Consider the following 14877-nt stretch of genomic DNA (forward strand, 5'->3'; position numbering starts at 1 on the left):
TTCTTTTGAAACGTTTACACTTAAAGGGTACATAGTTTTCAGTCGCAAATATGATAGCGATTTCTCTAAAAATTATTGAACTTGAAAGGATGGATGAAGGATGGGTATTTCTTTATCGAAAGGGCAAAAAATTGATTTAACAAAAACTAACCCCGGGTTGTCTAAAGTAATAGTAGGACTCGGCTGGGATACGAATAAATATGATGGTGGCTTGGATTTCGACCTCGATGCCAGTGTGTTTTTATTAGATGCAAATGGCAAGTGTGCATCTGATAAAGATTTTATTTTCTACAACCAGCTTGAAGGCGGCGATGGCTCAGTCCTGCATACAGGTGATAACAGAACAGGTGAGGGCGATGGCGATGACGAGCAGGTTAAAGTTAACCTTAGTGCTGTTCCTGCCTCCATTGAGAAGATTTCTTTTGTCATTACGATCCATGATGGGGAAGGCCGCGGTCAAAACTTTGGTCAGGTCTCAAATGCATTTGTAAGAATCATTAATGAAGAAACAAATGAAGAATTAATCCGTTATGATTTAGGAGAAGATTTCTCCATTGAAACTGCCATTGTTGTAGGAGAATTATACCGTCATAATGGCGAATGGAAATTTTCTGCCGTGGGTTCAGGCTATCAGGGAGGACTTGCCCGTATTGCGACAGACTTCGGTTTGCAGGTAGGTTAACTTCCATTATTCCAGGCAGAGCAGCAGCTTTTCCCTGGCTTTCTCTTTAGGGTGTATTCCCCTCATATTGATGACCTGCCTAAAAAAAGGACCTGTGTTATGAAGGAGTGATGATCTTGGGTATACAATTATCAAAAGGTCAAAGAATTGATCTGACTAAAACAAATCCTGGCCTGACTAGAGCCATTATCGGGCTGGGCTGGGACACGAACAAATATAGCGGCGGTCATGATTTTGACCTTGACGCATCTGCATTTCTTGCAGATGAAACCAGTAAATGTGTAAATGACCATGATTTTATTTTCTATAATAATCTGCAGCATCCAAGCGGAGCAGTTATACATACAGGAGACAATCGTACAGGTGAAGGAGACGGAGACGATGAGCAGCTTGTTGTCGACTTTACCAAAATACCTTCACATGTTCATCGTATTGGCATAACTGTAACTATTCATGATGCAGAATTAAGGCAGCAAAATTTCGGCCAGGTTTCCAATGCATTCGTAAGATTAGTGGATGAATCCAATAATCAGGAGCTGCTGCGTTTTGATCTAGGAGAAGATTTTTCAATTGAAACAGCAGTCGTTTTCTGTGAATTATACCGCCACGGGAATGACTGGAAGTTCAATGCCATTGGCAGCGGCTTCTCAGGCGGCTTGGCAGCTCTTTGCCGCAACTATGGACTGCAGGTTTAATTTTCCTTCATGGCACCCAAATGGTTTGGGTGCCTATTTTGTTTGTCAAGTGAGAACCCTCAGCCAATGCTGATGGTTATTAATCCCATACTTAAAAAATTGCGAATGGGCAAAATAGGTGTGAGAAAAACCTTGAGAGGAAGGGATGCAGTATGTCACTTGAATGGTTTGACAGGGTAAGCGGTGAGTTGCAGGACCATCTTGAATCGATTTGCAGTAAATATGATCAGATTGGCCATATGTCGATTGACCGGGGTGCCAAGCATCCCAGAATGGAGTTTTTTATTGAAACCAGTGATAATGACAGAGAGTATTTTTGCACTCTATTCTTTGATCCGCATAATGAAGAATTCTATGTAGAAGACTTTGATTTTGAGCTGGGACATACTTCTAAAACCATGCTTTTTGATATTGAAGACATAATCGATACAGTCCACGAAAGCCTTCACGATTATATGAATGGCGAGGATGAAGATCATTTTGCATTTGAAGATGATGAAGAAATATATGTTTCAGAAGAGGAAGATTTCGACATTGACGACGAATATGACCTTGATGGCGAAGATGATATCTTTGAAGAAGTAGATGTAGAGTGGGAAACTCCTGAAGTAACTGCCTTTTTCAAGGAAGACGAAGTGGAGGTATCCTATCAGTTTGGAGTGGTCCAGGAAACCGGTGATGGAGTCCTTCGCAGGGTTAACCGCATTTGGACAGATGACGAAGAAATGATCAAAGATGAAGATCACTTTATCTTCAGCAAAGAAGAGGCAAGCACAATCATTGCCATGATCGCCAGCCACATGGATTCCCTGAGCGGGCATGAGGCTGATTATCAGTAATTATTCATACCGAAATGAACAAGTGGCTATCAAGAATTCTTGAAGCCACTTGTTTTTGTCATCAGCAGAAAAAGAAAAAACTCGTTCACCCTTCAGCCAGCACCGAATCACTCCCCTAATAAAAATCTTTTAAAATTTTACAATTGACTGTATTTCTCTGTTGGTACTAATCAGGCTTGACTCCCCCATAAACTGATTAAAAGCAGGTGAAAAGAGGTGCATCATGGGGATTCATATCGTTCAGGCAGGCGATAGCCTTTGGGCCATTTCTCAAAAGTATAATGTTCCTACCCTGGATATAAGAACGGCTAATGGCCTTGAGAACGGACCTGGTATCATCCCTGGTTTAGCGCTGTACATTCCTGAAAGCGGACCAGTTATCAGGTCTTATCTGGTAAAGCCGGGAGATACATTATGGAGCATTTCCCAGCGTTTTCAAACTACAATTAATCTTATCCTGTCAGCAAACCCGGAAATAAGGCCGGAGGGTCTATATATCGGGCAGAAGTTAAATATTCCATCACCAAGCAGATTAGTCATGAAAACATTAGGGTTCATAGTCCCGTATTCTCCTGATACTTTTTTACCCGCTTTCAGGGAAACAGCAAAGAACTTAACCTACATCGCCATTTCTGCCTATTCTTTAACAAGGGAAGGTTACGCATATATTGAACTTGACGATTCAGCCATATTGGCAGAAAGCCGCCGGCTGGATGTCATTCCGCTGCTGATGATCAGAAATCTTGCACAAGGTGAATTTAATGCAGAACTGATTGGCGGGGTGCTTGAAAGTCCGGCAAATAGGAGGAACTTAATCTTAAGCCTGATGAATTTTGTCACTCAAAAAGGTTATGGAGGCATCAGCCTGGATTTTGAATTTATCCCGCCGCCAAGGCGCCAGGATTTCAATTCATTCATTAGAGAATTAAAAAATGCCTTAGGTCCAAAAGTGCTTCATGTCAATGTACATGCTAAGACAGAAGATCTCCCGGCAAACCGGATAATAGGGGCATATGATTATAAAGCAATTGGGGAGGGCGCCGATATTGTTGCAGTCATGACCATGGACTATGGTTATCCCACTGGTCCTCCTAATCCCGTCGCTCCACTATGGTGGGTTGAAGAAGTCATTCAATATTCGATCACCCAGATTGACCCGAAAAAACTGCAAATAGCTTTGCCGTTATATGGATATGACTGGAGAACTGCGGATAATCTAACCCGCTCATTTTCCATGCAAGCCATTCAGAATTTAGCACTAAGCAGAGGAGCAGTTATTCAATTCGATGCTTATGCAGCATCCCCATGGTTCCGATATTGGAACGGAGAAGAAGAACATGTAGTCTGGTTTGAAGATATCCGCAGCATTACTGAAAAATATAAATTAATTGACCAGTATAATCTTTTAGGGATGACATACTGGCAATTAAGCTTGCGATTTCCTCAGAACTGGGCATTTGCGGATAAAAATTTTACTATTCTATAGCCCTTTTTAAAGAAGCTCCTTCATTTCTTCTTCAAAATAAAACATTTTTGGTTTTTCTTTAATCGTATATGTGTATTTCTTCATTTTCGCCACATAACAGGTTTTGTTGATCGTAACTTTCTCTCCCGTGTCAATCAGAATAACAATATCATTATGCTCAAACTTATTTCTGCGCTTCACACTGATCCCTCTTTCTTTACACATATAAAGTGTTATTAACACATTATCTCATACTTTTGTGGAATTAACCCTATTGATGTTAATGGAATCATTCAGGTTCCATTATTTTTTTTGCATATCGCCAAGTAAATGATATATTAGTCTAATTGAATACCATAGTGAACAAAGGAAGATACAAAATGACATCAACACTTGGCTTTATAAGAGAGTGGCAAAAAGCCATCCAGGCTGAGATCTTACATTTAAAAAAATATGGGAGTTCCCGCTACTTAATAATAAATGGACGGCAGCTTTCAAAATCAGATGCATATACCTATTTTTTTGATACACTTTCTGCCATTAAAATTCCAACTGGATCGTCCATAAAAATCGAATGGGGAAGAAAGAGAGTGGAAGGAAGAGTCCTATCTGCGGAAGGAAATAATGTCATAGTGGCATTAGAAGAGGATATTGGAATCGAGCTATCGGAAGCATATTTGCTTCATGATCCCTGGGAGCTATTGGATCAGCTTTTTCAGCGCTTAGAGGACATAAAAGACAGTAAAAGAAAAAGAAATAGGATAAAAAAATTGATGAATCCTTCCATGCCACCAAAGCACCCTGCCGATAAGGTAAAGACTGGTGCCCATGAATTGATTTTGCGTTCTAAGTACAATCCAGCCACTTATGTCTGGGGACCGCCAGGCACAGGAAAAACCTATACACTGGCACGTGTGGCCGCTAACAAATACTTTAAAGGACAAAGTGTTCTCATTCTGGCCCACTCAAATCAGGCAATAGATGTCCTAATGGCAGAAATTTCATCCTTTGCATCATGCAAACGAAAAATTCCTGATGGAGATCTGCTTCGTTACGGGTCACAAGTCGGTCCAGCACTATTCGATCATCATTCATTAACAGCCGAATATCTTTTAAATAAGCAGCATACAAATCTCTCGGAGCAAAAAGCTGCTCTATTTGAGGAACGCCGCCTGCTTAAACAGGATTTATCCCGATCCTTCAGCAAGAGAGATTCCGACCATCTTATTGAAATAGAAAAGAAGCTATCTGGAGTACTTGAAAAGATCAGGCAAAAAGAAATAGAGTTTGTAAAAAATGCTTCTATTATTGGAACAACACTGGCAAAAGCCGCAAGTGATCCGTCAATTTACGAGAAAAATTTTGATTTAGTCATCATCGATGAAGCCAGCATGGCTTATGTTCCACAGGCTGCCTTTGCAGCTTCACTTGGCAAAAGAGTCATCATTTGCGGGGATTTCAAACAGCTTCCTCCTATTGCTGCATCAAGACATAAATTGTCCGAAAAATGGCTAAGGGAGGATATCTTTCATCACTCTGGCGTGTCAGACGCAGTTAAGGATGGACACTTGCATCCGCACCTTTTTCTATTAAAAGAGCAGCGCCGTATGCACCCGGACATTTCAGCATTTTCGAATAAACATATCTATCATTCTCTTGTTGGTGACCATCCGGATGTTTTGGCTGCAAGAGCTGATATCGCTGCCTGCACGCCTTTTCCCGCCAAAGCCTCGATCCTGCTCAATACAGCCGGATCAGGTGAATATGGCATGAAAGATGGCAGTTCGAATTCAAGAATCAATTTATGGGATCTTTTGCTGGGATTTCAGTTAATACATGAAGCTTATACAGGAGGAAGCAGGTCCATAGGTTATGTCACCCCGTATCGGGCACAGGCATTATTAATGGAACAGCTTCTGGGTGAGCTATACGAGCAGGAAAGGTCTGCAGCTGATATTATCGCTGCAACAGTTCACCGTTTTCAGGGAAGTGAACGGGATGTCATGATTTTTGACTCTGTAGATGCTCCGACCCATGAGAGAGCTGGAATGCTATTAATCGGGAAAGAAAGCGAAAGATTATTGAATGTTGCCATAACTAGAACCAAGGGGAAATTTATTCATATTTGCGATTTGGAATTTATACACAACAACGTATTTAAAAACAAAACGTGGCGGAAGCTGGCAGACCACCAGCTGCACAATGGACAGGCCATTCATCCTGATCAGATTGGCAGATGGATCAAAAATCAGCATCCACGCCTCCAATGGGTGCATGCAAGAAAGCTGGAAAAAGTGTTTGAGGATATTTCTAAAGCTAAAAAGGAGATTATTATTTCCCTGCCTGATGGCAAGGAACTGGGGAATGAGTGGGGTCAGGCACTTTCAGGGAGGCCTCCGCAAACGAAGCTTACCATGCTTGCCGAGCATTCTATCCCTTCCGCTGCTCCTGATGAAATATTGCCAAACGGCATTCCATTTCCCTGCGTCATAATTGACGGACATATTTTGTGGCTGGGCATGCCGGCAGAGAGCCATAATAGCGCACGGCCCCCATATGTAGCTGCAAGGCTTCAATCAACAGCTGTATGCTCGTATCTTACATCTCAATTAAAATAAAAAAGACGCCCCAGAGAGGCGTCTTTTTATACGTATTGCGGCGACCCGACTGCACTCCACATAGTGCATTGCCAGTTAGGCTTGTCAGTCGTCTTATGCAATTAGCTCATCGCTTTACTAATATAGCATTATTCTATAAAAGAAACAAGAGTTTTTTGTGCTCTTCCGTTGCATTCCTTTCATTGTTCAATCAAAATATACCTAAAATACATTGATTAGGGTTGTGATCATATGAATATGAAACCATTAAAAGGCCAGCATCATGTCTCTGCCATAACAGCCAATGCTCAGAAGAACTATGAATTTTTCACCAGAATCCTTGGAATGCGGCTTGTTAAGAAGACAGTAAACCAGGATGATACCACGATGTATCATTTATTTTATGCGGATGAAAGGGGTAACCCTGGCACTGACTTAACGTTTTTTGAAATCAAAAATGCTGGCCGCACTTACAGGGGGACTGACAGTATAACTTGTACATTTCTGCGTGTGCCATCTGATGAATCGCTTCTTTATTGGAAAAAGAGACTATCAGAACAAGAAGTTTTACATGGAGAAATAAGAGAAGCAAACGGAAAGAAGATGCTGTTCTTTGAAGATTTCGAAGGGCAGCGTTTGGCCCTGATTTCCGATCAAAATAATAAAGGAGTAAAAGGCGGGAAGCCATGGGATCGAGCTGCTGTTCCTCCAAACCACGGTATAATCGGGCTTGGACCCGTAATGCTCACCGTCTCTGAACTCGGACCCACCGCAAATCTGCTTACAGAAGTAATGGAATATCGGAGAATAGGAGAATATTCTTTGGATGAAGATACTGTAGTTGTATTTGAAACCGGTGAAGGAGGAAACGGGGCAGAAATTCATATTAAAGAAAGCCATGACTTGCCCAAGCAGCGTCCAGGCCGCGGAAGTGTCCACCATGTTGCTTTTCGGGTGGAAAATGAAGATGAATTAAGAAACTGGGTACGAAAACTGAAAGAATTACGGATTGCAAGCTCCGGTTTTGTGGAGAGGTATTATTTCAAATCTTTATATTTCCGGGAACCAAACGGTATTCTTTTTGAACTGGCAACAGACGGACCTGGATTCGAAGCAGATGAACCTTTCGAGCAATTGGGAGAAAAGCTGGCACTACCCCCATATATTGAAGACAGCCGGGAGGAAATCGAGGCAAAGATTACACCACTGGACACGAAAAGTGAATAGAATAGTGTTTAGGGATGAACAAAAGTGTTCGTCCCTTCCTTTTGAAGTTGAAACTTTTTATGGAGTTTGTTCGTTTAATATATAATAAGGGGATATAATAATGGAACTTAAAGAATAGAGAAGGAGTCATCATGGAAAAATTTCAGCGTTTCAAAGAAGCTTTTGCTGGGTTTTGGCGAAAAAAACACCTGACACAAATCCTGCTTCTTTTAACACTAACAATAATACTTTTAACCATTCTATTTTTTGCATTTCTGGCAGCTACAGCAAACGTGGAGACCTTAAAAGAAGGTTTAAGGCAGTCAACTGTTATTTACGATAAAGATGGCGATGCTGCTGCAGGACTTGCCGAGAATAGGGCAGAGGGTGCAAATATTGAAGAATTGCCGGATCATGTAGGCAATGCCGTAATTGCGATTGAAGATGAACGCTTTTATAAGCATAACGGATTTGATATTAAAGGAATTGCCAGAGCCTTTTTTGGCAATTTATTTGCTGGTGGCATAACGGGCGGGGGAAGTACGATTACTCAGCAGCTGGCCAAAAATGCTTTGCTTTCCCCTGAACAGACGTATAAGCGAAAAGCTGAAGAGCTGTTTCTGGCCGTAGAAATCGAAAAAAATTATAAAAAAGATGAAATCCTGCAAATGTATTTAAATCAGGTATACTTCGGAAGCGGTTCATGGGGAATCGAACAAGCATCCAATAAATATTTCAGCAAAACCCCAAAGGAACTGAGCATAAGCGAAAGCGCACTGCTTGCAGGGCTGCTCCAATCGCCTTCTGCGCTCGATCCTTACAATCATTACGAACGGGCAATGAAAAGAAGAAATGTTGTACTTGGAAAGATGAAAGAGCACAAGATGATTTCAGCCGAAGAGTATAAGGACGCTGTAAATGAAAAGATCCAATTAAAGGAAGGGACACGAAGCAAGCAAGAAAGAAAATACCCCTACTATGTTGATGCCGTACTGGATGAAGCTATAAATAAGTACGGATTAACCCAGGAAGAAATCTTTACTAGAGGATACAAAATATATACGGAAATGGATCAAAATCTGCAATCAAGCCTGGAAAATGTTTATGAAAAGGACTCAATCTTCCCTCCAGGAATGAACGGAGAGATCGTCCAGAGTGGAGCTGTCCTTCTTGATCCTGCTTCAGGGGGTGTCAGAGGGCTTGTCGGAGGCAGAGGTGAACATGTATTCAGAGGATTCAACAGGGCCACACACATCAAGGCCCAGCCTGGATCAACACTTAAGCCACTAGCTGTCTACACACCAGCACTTGAAGAAGGCTACTCACCAACATCCATGCTTAAAGATGAAAAAGTGACATATGGAGATTACACACCAGCTAATGCATCCGGACAATACGCGGGCGAAGTGTCCATGTATAAAGCTGTGGAAGACTCTATCAATGTCCCAGCGGTTTGGCTCCTTAATGAAATTGGACTTGATAAAGGTCTGGATGCACTTGACAGGTTCGGCATACCGCTTGAAAAAGAAGATGAATATTTAGGGATTGCCTTAGGCGGGATGAGAAAAGGCGTCTCACCCTTAAAGATGGCAGAAGCATATGCTGCATTTCCAAATGGCGGAAAGCGGCAGGATGCCCATTTAATTACGAAAATAGTAGGCCCAACAGGCAGCATCATTGCCGAACGCGACAAAGAAACAGTTAAGGTTACGACAAAAACAGTATCGAATCAAATGACTTCCATGCTGTTAAATGTGGTTGAAACGGGTACAGGAAGCGCAACAAAGATAGAAGGAGTTCAAATTGCCGGAAAAACGGGATCAACCCAGCTCCCATATAAAGACATTAACGGAACGAAAGATCAGTGGTTTGTTGGCTATACGCCGAATTTGGTTGGCGCCGTTTGGCTGGGGTATGACCAGACTGACAGGGAACATTATCTGTCAAAAAGCAGCTCTGAAACAGCAGTACCTGTATTTAGAGCGATTATGGAATCAAGCCTGCCATATATGCAGGAAGAGGAATTTACTACTAAATCGATAAATGAAAAGCTGGAAAAAAAGGAATTAACAGAGGAAATTGGACAAACCATTAAAGAACAGGCCGAAAAATTTGAAGGCAAATTGAGGGAGGATCTTCCCATTTGGAAGGAAAAATTGAGCGAAGGCAAGCAGGAACTTGAGGAATTCGGCAGATACCTGAAAGACAAATGGGATCAATTCAGCAATTAAAAGAAAAGAGAGAATGGCCAAAATAGCCATTCTCTCTTTTTGTGCCTCAAGTAAACTTTATACTGGAATAATTCAGGAAAACAGTGTAATCTAAATATTTATAGCACACACTAACAAAACGACAGCATATGCTAGCGCGTTGCTAGCTTTCAGATATTAATGGCTAGGAGGATTCAAATGAGTGGAGAAACCCGTATTCAGCTTAACGTCCGCATAACAAGAGAGACTTCAAATATGCTCGATGAAATTGTTGATTATTATCAGGAAAACACGAAACTCGGCAGGATTTATAAAGGCGACGTTTTAACAGATATTATTGAAAAATCATATGAAGTAATGAATAAGCAAAAAAAGCTCAATAAGAAATTTTAATCCTGATTGGAGGGGGATTACATGAGAGATGTAAAACTAACCGACATATATCAGCATCGGATCGCACAGAAATATATTACACGCTCCGGCATCGCTCATGCTATTGCAGTTGCCTATCATGCTTTCCAGCTCGCACAAGAATCCGGAGAAGACGTTGATTCTGCGGCTAAAGCAGGTTTCATGCATGACATTGGCCATTATACCTGGTACAAAAATGGAAAGTGGGATTACGACCTTTACCGGCTGAATGACATTCATGCCATTAAAGGTGCTGAGCGGGCACACAAACTCCTAATCAGGCTTGGAGAAAACCCGATTAAAGCTAAAGAAATAGCCTTAGCCATCCTTTTTCACACGGATTCATTTCTGCCTGGCGGTGAGGTTGTAAGAACTCCGCTGCAATCCATAGTCAAATTGGCAGATGAAAAAGATGAAGAACCCGGAGGAGCGCATCATTATCGTGAACTCGATTTTGGGCGGGCTATGAAAAGCCTCGAAATACTCGATAATAAGATTGATGATTACCTTAAGAAAAAAGAAGAATAACCTAAATTTCTGTCATGTTATGCGCTTCCCCAGGAAATCCGTTACTTATGAACTGTTATTTTTTGAAGGGAAGCGCCTATTTCATGAAGAAATATAATTTATGATAGAAATAATCCGATTATCAATATTATTATGTCCAGGGATGGTGTTGCGGCAGTGAGAGCAAGGACTCGAAGACAACAGTCATTTAATGTGGAAGAAATCAAATTTAAATTAACAACTGTATTTCTGCATCTCTCATTTTATGCATTTATCATATTTATCCTAATATTATTCTTGGAGCTATTTGGTTAAGTACATACAAACATGCCAGGGCAATAAAAGCGGATTTGCCCTGGCGTGAAGATTATGGATTTGGCAATATGCCTTTTTCCTTTAAATAATTTTCCACTTCTCTAAATTCTTCTACCGGCACAAATGCTATGTCTTTTTTCCGAAGAAGATCCTGAAGCCCATTTTTGGCAAAAGTAATGTCAGCATACTCCGCCGGGTGGGAATCCGGTTCACTGTCCCCAATAAAAAACACAGTTTCATATTCCTTCTTTAAGTCCTGAATGACCTTCGATTTATCAATGCCATATCTTTCAGAGTAATGCTGATGATTCTCATCTATATTCATGTGCACATTCTTCTCATGATAATGCCCTTCATTCGAAAAAACCTTTACATGTTCCACTCCATATTTTTTTAATAGGTGATAAATATAATAGTCTGTGCCAGCACTCAAAATATAAAAATCTCCGCCGTTCTGCTGAACCTTTTTGATAAAGTCAGGTACATATTCATCAATTTCTATTGAATAAATATCGTTTATAATTTGTTCTTCATCCTGATTGATGGAAGTGAAGACTTTATTCAAAAAGTCGATATCCTTTATCTCCCCAGCCTTCCATTTGGGCATCAGCTTGCGCCCCTCCGGAAAATATTTATCCATCATAATCAAATAGAAGTCTCTTTTTGATATTGTTCCGTCAAAATCTGAGACAAAAGCCCACTTTTTCATTCTATAAACCTCCAATAAGACATTTCTGCTTTTTATGCTGCTATGCTATTTTAACTTTACCCTTTGTTATTTATTTTCAATCAGTGAAAAAACGTCTTTTAATTTTATTCCTGGAGAGATTAATGGTATTATTAATTTGATTTTTACATAAGGAGATGATTAGTATGGCAGAAAAAGGATACATATTAATGAAAAACGGTGAAAAGGTTGAATTTGAACTATATCCTGAAGCGGCACCAGGGACAGTTGAAAATTTCAAAAAGCTTGCGAACGAAGGCTTTTATAATGGTTTGTCTTTCCATCGTGTAATTCCTGGGTTTGTAAGCCAAGGAGGCTGCCCTAATGGAACAGGAACTGGCGGACCTGGATATACAATCAAATGTGAAACAGAAGGCAACCCTCATAAGCATGAAGAAGGTTCACTATCTATGGCACACGCGGGCCGCGATACAGGCGGAAGCCAGTTCTTTATCGTTCATGAGCCACAGCCTCATCTAAACGGTGTTCACACTGTTTTTGGAAAAGTAACTTCAGGCATTGAAGCAGTCAAAGCGATGAGAAATGGCGATGTTATGGAGAAAGTTGAAATTTTTGAAGGATAAATAGTTCAGCAAAAAGAGCCGAAATGGCTCTTTTTTGTTTTATACCCAGGTGATTTTATATAATATAAAAGTACCTTGCCAATAATGAAAGGATGATTATATGGAGCCTATAAAAGATCATTTAAAAGAAAATCTTGATTTGCTTTTTGTCGGCTTCAATCCGAGTATCCGTTCAGGAGAAACAGGTCATCATTTTGCAAATCCTAATAACCGGTTTTGGAAAATTCTCCATGAATCGGGGTTAACTCCCAGAAGATACAGCGCAGCGGAGGACTATAAATTATTGGATCTGGGATATGGGATGACAAATATTGTTTCCAGGCCAACTAAAGCAGCGGACGAAATAACAAAGGAAGAATATAAAGAAGGCAGAGAAGAACTGATTAAAAAAGTAGTTGAACTTAAGCCAAAAGTCATTTGCTTTGTTGGAAAAGGAGTATATCAGGAATACAGCCGCAAAAAGAAGCTGCCATGGGGAGTACAGGAGGAATCTGTGGTTCCCGGAACAATTGATTTTGCTGCTCCTTCGTCTTCTGGACTGGTCCGAATGAAAATGGATGAAATCATTCAAATCTATGCGGAGATTCCGAAGCTATTAAAAACTCTCATATAAAACCAGTTACTTGAATGGTTTGCCGCCTGGTCAGCCTAATGCCATTTCATAGGGCAAATAGCACACATTCTTCCTTTTTCACAAACATTATTCTAGTAATTTCCCCTACCAACGGTACTGTTAATTAATATTCAGAATTGTTAAAATAGATTCAACAGCAAGAACCAGCTTCAATTTAATCTCTTAAGGAGGGAAAGAAATGGAGCAATATGTTCGTGTTATTCCTTTTAAGGTGATTCGTCAGGAAGAGGAAGTTTTGGAAGTTCCAAAAGGCGTGGATTTAATACAGGCGCCAAAAATGTGGAACGAAACAAAAGGAAAAGGAATTAAAATTGCTGTTTTGGACACCGGATGCGACCTAAGCCATGCTGATCTGAAGGATCGAATAACAGGAGGACGGAATTTTACAGATGACGATAACAGCGATCCAAATATTTTCAAAGACTATAATGGCCACGGCACACATGTTGCTGGAACTATCGCTGCGCATGAAAACGATGCTGGTGTCATTGGGGTAGCTCCTGAAGCAGATCTCCTTATTGTGAAGGTCTTAAATAAGGATGGTTCCGGCCAATATGAATGGATCATCAATGGCATTCATTATGCCATCGAACAAAATGCTGATATCATTTCCATGTCACTTGGCGGACCAGCCGATGTTCCTGAACTGCATGATGCGATAAAAGCGGCTGTTAAAAAGAATATCCTTGTCGTCTGCGCAGCAGGAAATGAAGGGGATGGGGACGATTCTACAGACGAGTTTGCTTATCCTGGCTGCTACAATGAGGTGATTAGTGTGGGTGCTGTAAACCTTGAGAGGGATTCTTCCGAATTTACAAACTCACATAATGAAATTGATTTGGTGGCACCTGGTGAAGAGATATTATCTACCTTCTTAAACGGGAAATACGCAACGCTTAGCGGCACTTCAATGGCAGCACCACACGTTTCAGGTGCGCTGGCCCTAATCAAAGATTTAGCAAACAAGCAATTTGAAAGAAAGCTTTCAGAACCAGAACTATATGCACAATTAATCAGAAGGACAGTTCCATTAGGCAATTCGCCTAAACTGGAAGGAAACGGTCTTGTTTATTTAACCGTACCTGAGCATTTAGCCGGGATCTTTGTCCAAAAATTCAAATCCATGGTCCATAATGCTATATGATTAAAGTGAACAATATTTCAGCCGCATGGGCAGAGGCTCAGTCAAAGTATATTGAAAATGCTCAGAATGAACCCTATTACGATGCTCAGAAGGATAAAATCAATCTGGAGGATTACTACAGCACCCTTGATTTAGAAAAAGAAGACATCCCAGAACAAATCCATACTCTGGTGGTTCGTACCCATAACCGGCAATTGGATTACTCACCCCACCAGTATGTATATCCATGGGTGGATCTGCAGGAAAATCTCAAGCTAAAAAGTTTATATTCCGGGAAAGGGATGGACCCGCTTAAAGCCATTGACCAGGATCTCAAGCTTCTGCAGTCGATTCAGGAAAGCGGCTATAGCAGCATTGAAAGAGTAATTTTTAATACCGAACATGTCGTTCCACAATCCTGGTTTGAGGAAAGGCAGCCAATGAGAGGGGATCTCCATCACCTGTTTGCCTGTGAACCGGCATGCAACAGTATGAGAAGCAACTTCCCCTACTTTGATTTTGAAACCTATGCTCCGGATTTCGAGGCTGAGAGTATCAGGAACGGATGCGGAATGGCAGAACAGGAAAAGTTTGAGCCTGAATATGGAAAGGGTATTGCCGCAAGAGCAGTATTCTATTTTGCTGTCAGATATAAAAAAGTAATTAAAATCGAAGAAAAGATGGATATGCAGATTTTACTGAGATGGCATGCAGAATATCCAGTGACTGTATATGAAAAGCATAGAAACGCTGCCATTCAAGAACTCCAGGGAAACCGCAACCCATTTATTGATTTTCCGGAACATGCTAAGAAAATGTTAGGATAATAAGAGAGCCCGCCTGAAACTCAGGCGGGTTTGTTTTATAATATAAAATAAAAAA

The 14877-nt window shown here is 40.8% G+C and carries 15 protein-coding genes; 13 read left to right on the forward strand and 2 right to left on the reverse strand.

Annotation, left to right across the window (positions count from 1 at the left end):
- Window positions 1–100 precede the first annotated feature (100 nt).
- The 4 genes from MKY20_RS17900 to MKY20_RS17915 all read left to right on the forward strand — a co-directional run bounded on the left by MKY20_RS17900 (window position 101) and on the right by MKY20_RS17915 (window position 3702).
- A complete protein-coding gene (locus MKY20_RS17900; RefSeq protein WP_009334597.1) occupies window positions 101–682 on the forward strand; it encodes a TerD family protein in 582 nt (193 codons plus the stop codon).
- Between the two features lie 116 nt (window positions 683–798).
- Window positions 799–1377, forward strand: coding sequence for a TerD family protein (locus MKY20_RS17905; protein WP_009334598.1), 579 nt, complete (start codon window positions 799–801; stop codon window positions 1375–1377).
- 152 nt (window positions 1378–1529) lie between these two features.
- A complete protein-coding gene (locus tag MKY20_RS17910; protein WP_009334599.1) occupies window positions 1530–2216 on the forward strand; it encodes a hypothetical protein in 687 nt (228 codons plus the stop codon).
- Between the two features lie 223 nt (window positions 2217–2439).
- Window positions 2440–3702, forward strand: coding sequence for a glycosyl hydrolase family 18 protein (locus MKY20_RS17915; protein WP_019379881.1), 1263 nt, complete (start codon window positions 2440–2442; stop codon window positions 3700–3702).
- 6 nt (window positions 3703–3708) lie between these two features.
- Here MKY20_RS17915 and MKY20_RS17920 read toward each other — a convergent pair whose 3' ends face one another.
- Entirely contained in the window at window positions 3709–3882 is a 174-nt protein-coding gene (locus MKY20_RS17920) for a hypothetical protein (protein ID WP_019379882.1), read from the reverse strand.
- A gap of 179 nt (window positions 3883–4061) precedes the next feature.
- Here MKY20_RS17920 and MKY20_RS17925 point away from each other — a divergent pair, with 179 nt between their 5' ends.
- From MKY20_RS17925 to MKY20_RS17945, 5 genes are all read left to right on the forward strand, one after another.
- Window positions 4062–6299: an AAA domain-containing protein gene (locus MKY20_RS17925; protein WP_251175496.1), complete on the forward strand. Its 2238-nt coding sequence runs from the start codon at window positions 4062–4064 to the stop codon at window positions 6297–6299.
- Between the two features lie 231 nt (window positions 6300–6530).
- Window positions 6531–7505, forward strand: a complete 975-nt coding sequence (locus tag MKY20_RS17930) for a ring-cleaving dioxygenase (RefSeq protein ID WP_019379884.1) — start codon at window positions 6531–6533, stop codon at window positions 7503–7505.
- A 131-nt stretch (window positions 7506–7636) separates the two neighbouring features.
- Complete coding sequence (locus MKY20_RS17935; protein WP_009334604.1) at window positions 7637–9715, forward strand: transglycosylase domain-containing protein; 2079 nt, start codon at window positions 7637–7639, stop codon at window positions 9713–9715.
- A 177-nt stretch (window positions 9716–9892) separates the two neighbouring features.
- A complete protein-coding gene (locus MKY20_RS17940; RefSeq protein ID WP_071159139.1) occupies window positions 9893–10087 on the forward strand; it encodes a hypothetical protein in 195 nt (64 codons plus the stop codon).
- Between the two features lie 21 nt (window positions 10088–10108).
- Window positions 10109–10633, forward strand: coding sequence for an HD domain-containing protein (locus tag MKY20_RS17945; RefSeq protein WP_009334606.1), 525 nt, complete (start codon window positions 10109–10111; stop codon window positions 10631–10633).
- A gap of 346 nt (window positions 10634–10979) precedes the next feature.
- On the opposite strand, the gene MKY20_RS17950 is transcribed toward MKY20_RS17945, so the two are convergent.
- Entirely contained in the window at window positions 10980–11636 is a 657-nt protein-coding gene (locus tag MKY20_RS17950; protein WP_251175497.1) for an MtnX-like HAD-IB family phosphatase, read from the reverse strand.
- Window positions 11637–11800: 164 nt separating this feature from the next.
- On the opposite strand from MKY20_RS17950, the gene MKY20_RS17955 reads away from it, so the two are divergent.
- From MKY20_RS17955 to MKY20_RS17970, 4 genes are all read left to right on the forward strand, one after another.
- The gene (locus MKY20_RS17955) at window positions 11801–12238 is read left to right on the forward strand and encodes a peptidylprolyl isomerase (protein WP_019379934.1); all 438 of its coding nucleotides are present in this window, start codon (window positions 11801–11803) and stop codon (window positions 12236–12238) included.
- 100 nt (window positions 12239–12338) lie between these two features.
- Window positions 12339–12851: a mismatch-specific DNA-glycosylase gene (locus MKY20_RS17960; protein ID WP_019379935.1), complete on the forward strand. Its 513-nt coding sequence runs from the start codon at window positions 12339–12341 to the stop codon at window positions 12849–12851.
- Window positions 12852–13050: 199 nt separating this feature from the next.
- Window positions 13051–14016, forward strand: a complete 966-nt coding sequence (locus MKY20_RS17965; protein ID WP_251175498.1) for a S8 family peptidase — start codon at window positions 13051–13053, stop codon at window positions 14014–14016.
- Entirely contained in the window at window positions 14013–14822 is an 810-nt protein-coding gene (locus MKY20_RS17970) for an endonuclease I family protein (protein WP_251175499.1), read from the forward strand. The genes MKY20_RS17965 and MKY20_RS17970 overlap by 4 nt, the downstream gene beginning before the upstream one ends.
- Window positions 14823–14877 lie beyond the last annotated feature (55 nt).

The sequence above is a fragment of the Cytobacillus sp. FSL W8-0315 genome (assembly GCF_038002905.1).
GTDB classification, from domain to species: Bacteria; Bacillota; Bacilli; order Bacillales; family Cytobacillaceae; genus Cytobacillus; species Cytobacillus pseudoceanisediminis.

Excerpts from the sequence above, each read along its gene's own strand:
- MKY20_RS17925 (WP_251175496.1), top strand. The coding sequence starts at position 4,062 with ATGACATCAACACTTGGCTTTATAAGAGAGTGGCAAAAAGCCATCCAG.
- MKY20_RS17945 (WP_009334606.1), top strand. The coding sequence starts at position 10,109 with ATGAGAGATGTAAAACTAACCGACATATATCAGCATCGGATCGCACAG.
- MKY20_RS17955 (WP_019379934.1), top strand. The coding sequence starts at position 11,801 with ATGGCAGAAAAAGGATACATATTAATGAAAAACGGTGAAAAGGTTGAA.
- MKY20_RS17970 (WP_251175499.1), top strand. The coding sequence starts at position 14,013 with ATGATTAAAGTGAACAATATTTCAGCCGCATGGGCAGAGGCTCAGTCA.
- MKY20_RS17915 (WP_019379881.1), top strand. The coding sequence starts at position 2,440 with ATGGGGATTCATATCGTTCAGGCAGGCGATAGCCTTTGGGCCATTTCT.
- MKY20_RS17960 (WP_019379935.1), top strand. The coding sequence starts at position 12,339 with ATGGAGCCTATAAAAGATCATTTAAAAGAAAATCTTGATTTGCTTTTT.
- MKY20_RS17930 (WP_019379884.1), top strand. The coding sequence starts at position 6,531 with ATGAATATGAAACCATTAAAAGGCCAGCATCATGTCTCTGCCATAACA.
- MKY20_RS17940 (WP_071159139.1), top strand. The coding sequence starts at position 9,893 with ATGAGTGGAGAAACCCGTATTCAGCTTAACGTCCGCATAACAAGAGAG.
- MKY20_RS17935 (WP_009334604.1), top strand. The coding sequence starts at position 7,637 with ATGGAAAAATTTCAGCGTTTCAAAGAAGCTTTTGCTGGGTTTTGGCGA.
- MKY20_RS17910 (WP_009334599.1), top strand. The coding sequence starts at position 1,530 with ATGTCACTTGAATGGTTTGACAGGGTAAGCGGTGAGTTGCAGGACCAT.
- MKY20_RS17950 (WP_251175497.1), bottom strand. The coding sequence starts at position 11,636 with ATGAAAAAGTGGGCTTTTGTCTCAGATTTTGACGGAACAATATCAAAA.
- MKY20_RS17900 (WP_009334597.1), top strand. The coding sequence starts at position 101 with ATGGGTATTTCTTTATCGAAAGGGCAAAAAATTGATTTAACAAAAACT.
- MKY20_RS17965 (WP_251175498.1), top strand. The coding sequence starts at position 13,051 with ATGGAGCAATATGTTCGTGTTATTCCTTTTAAGGTGATTCGTCAGGAA.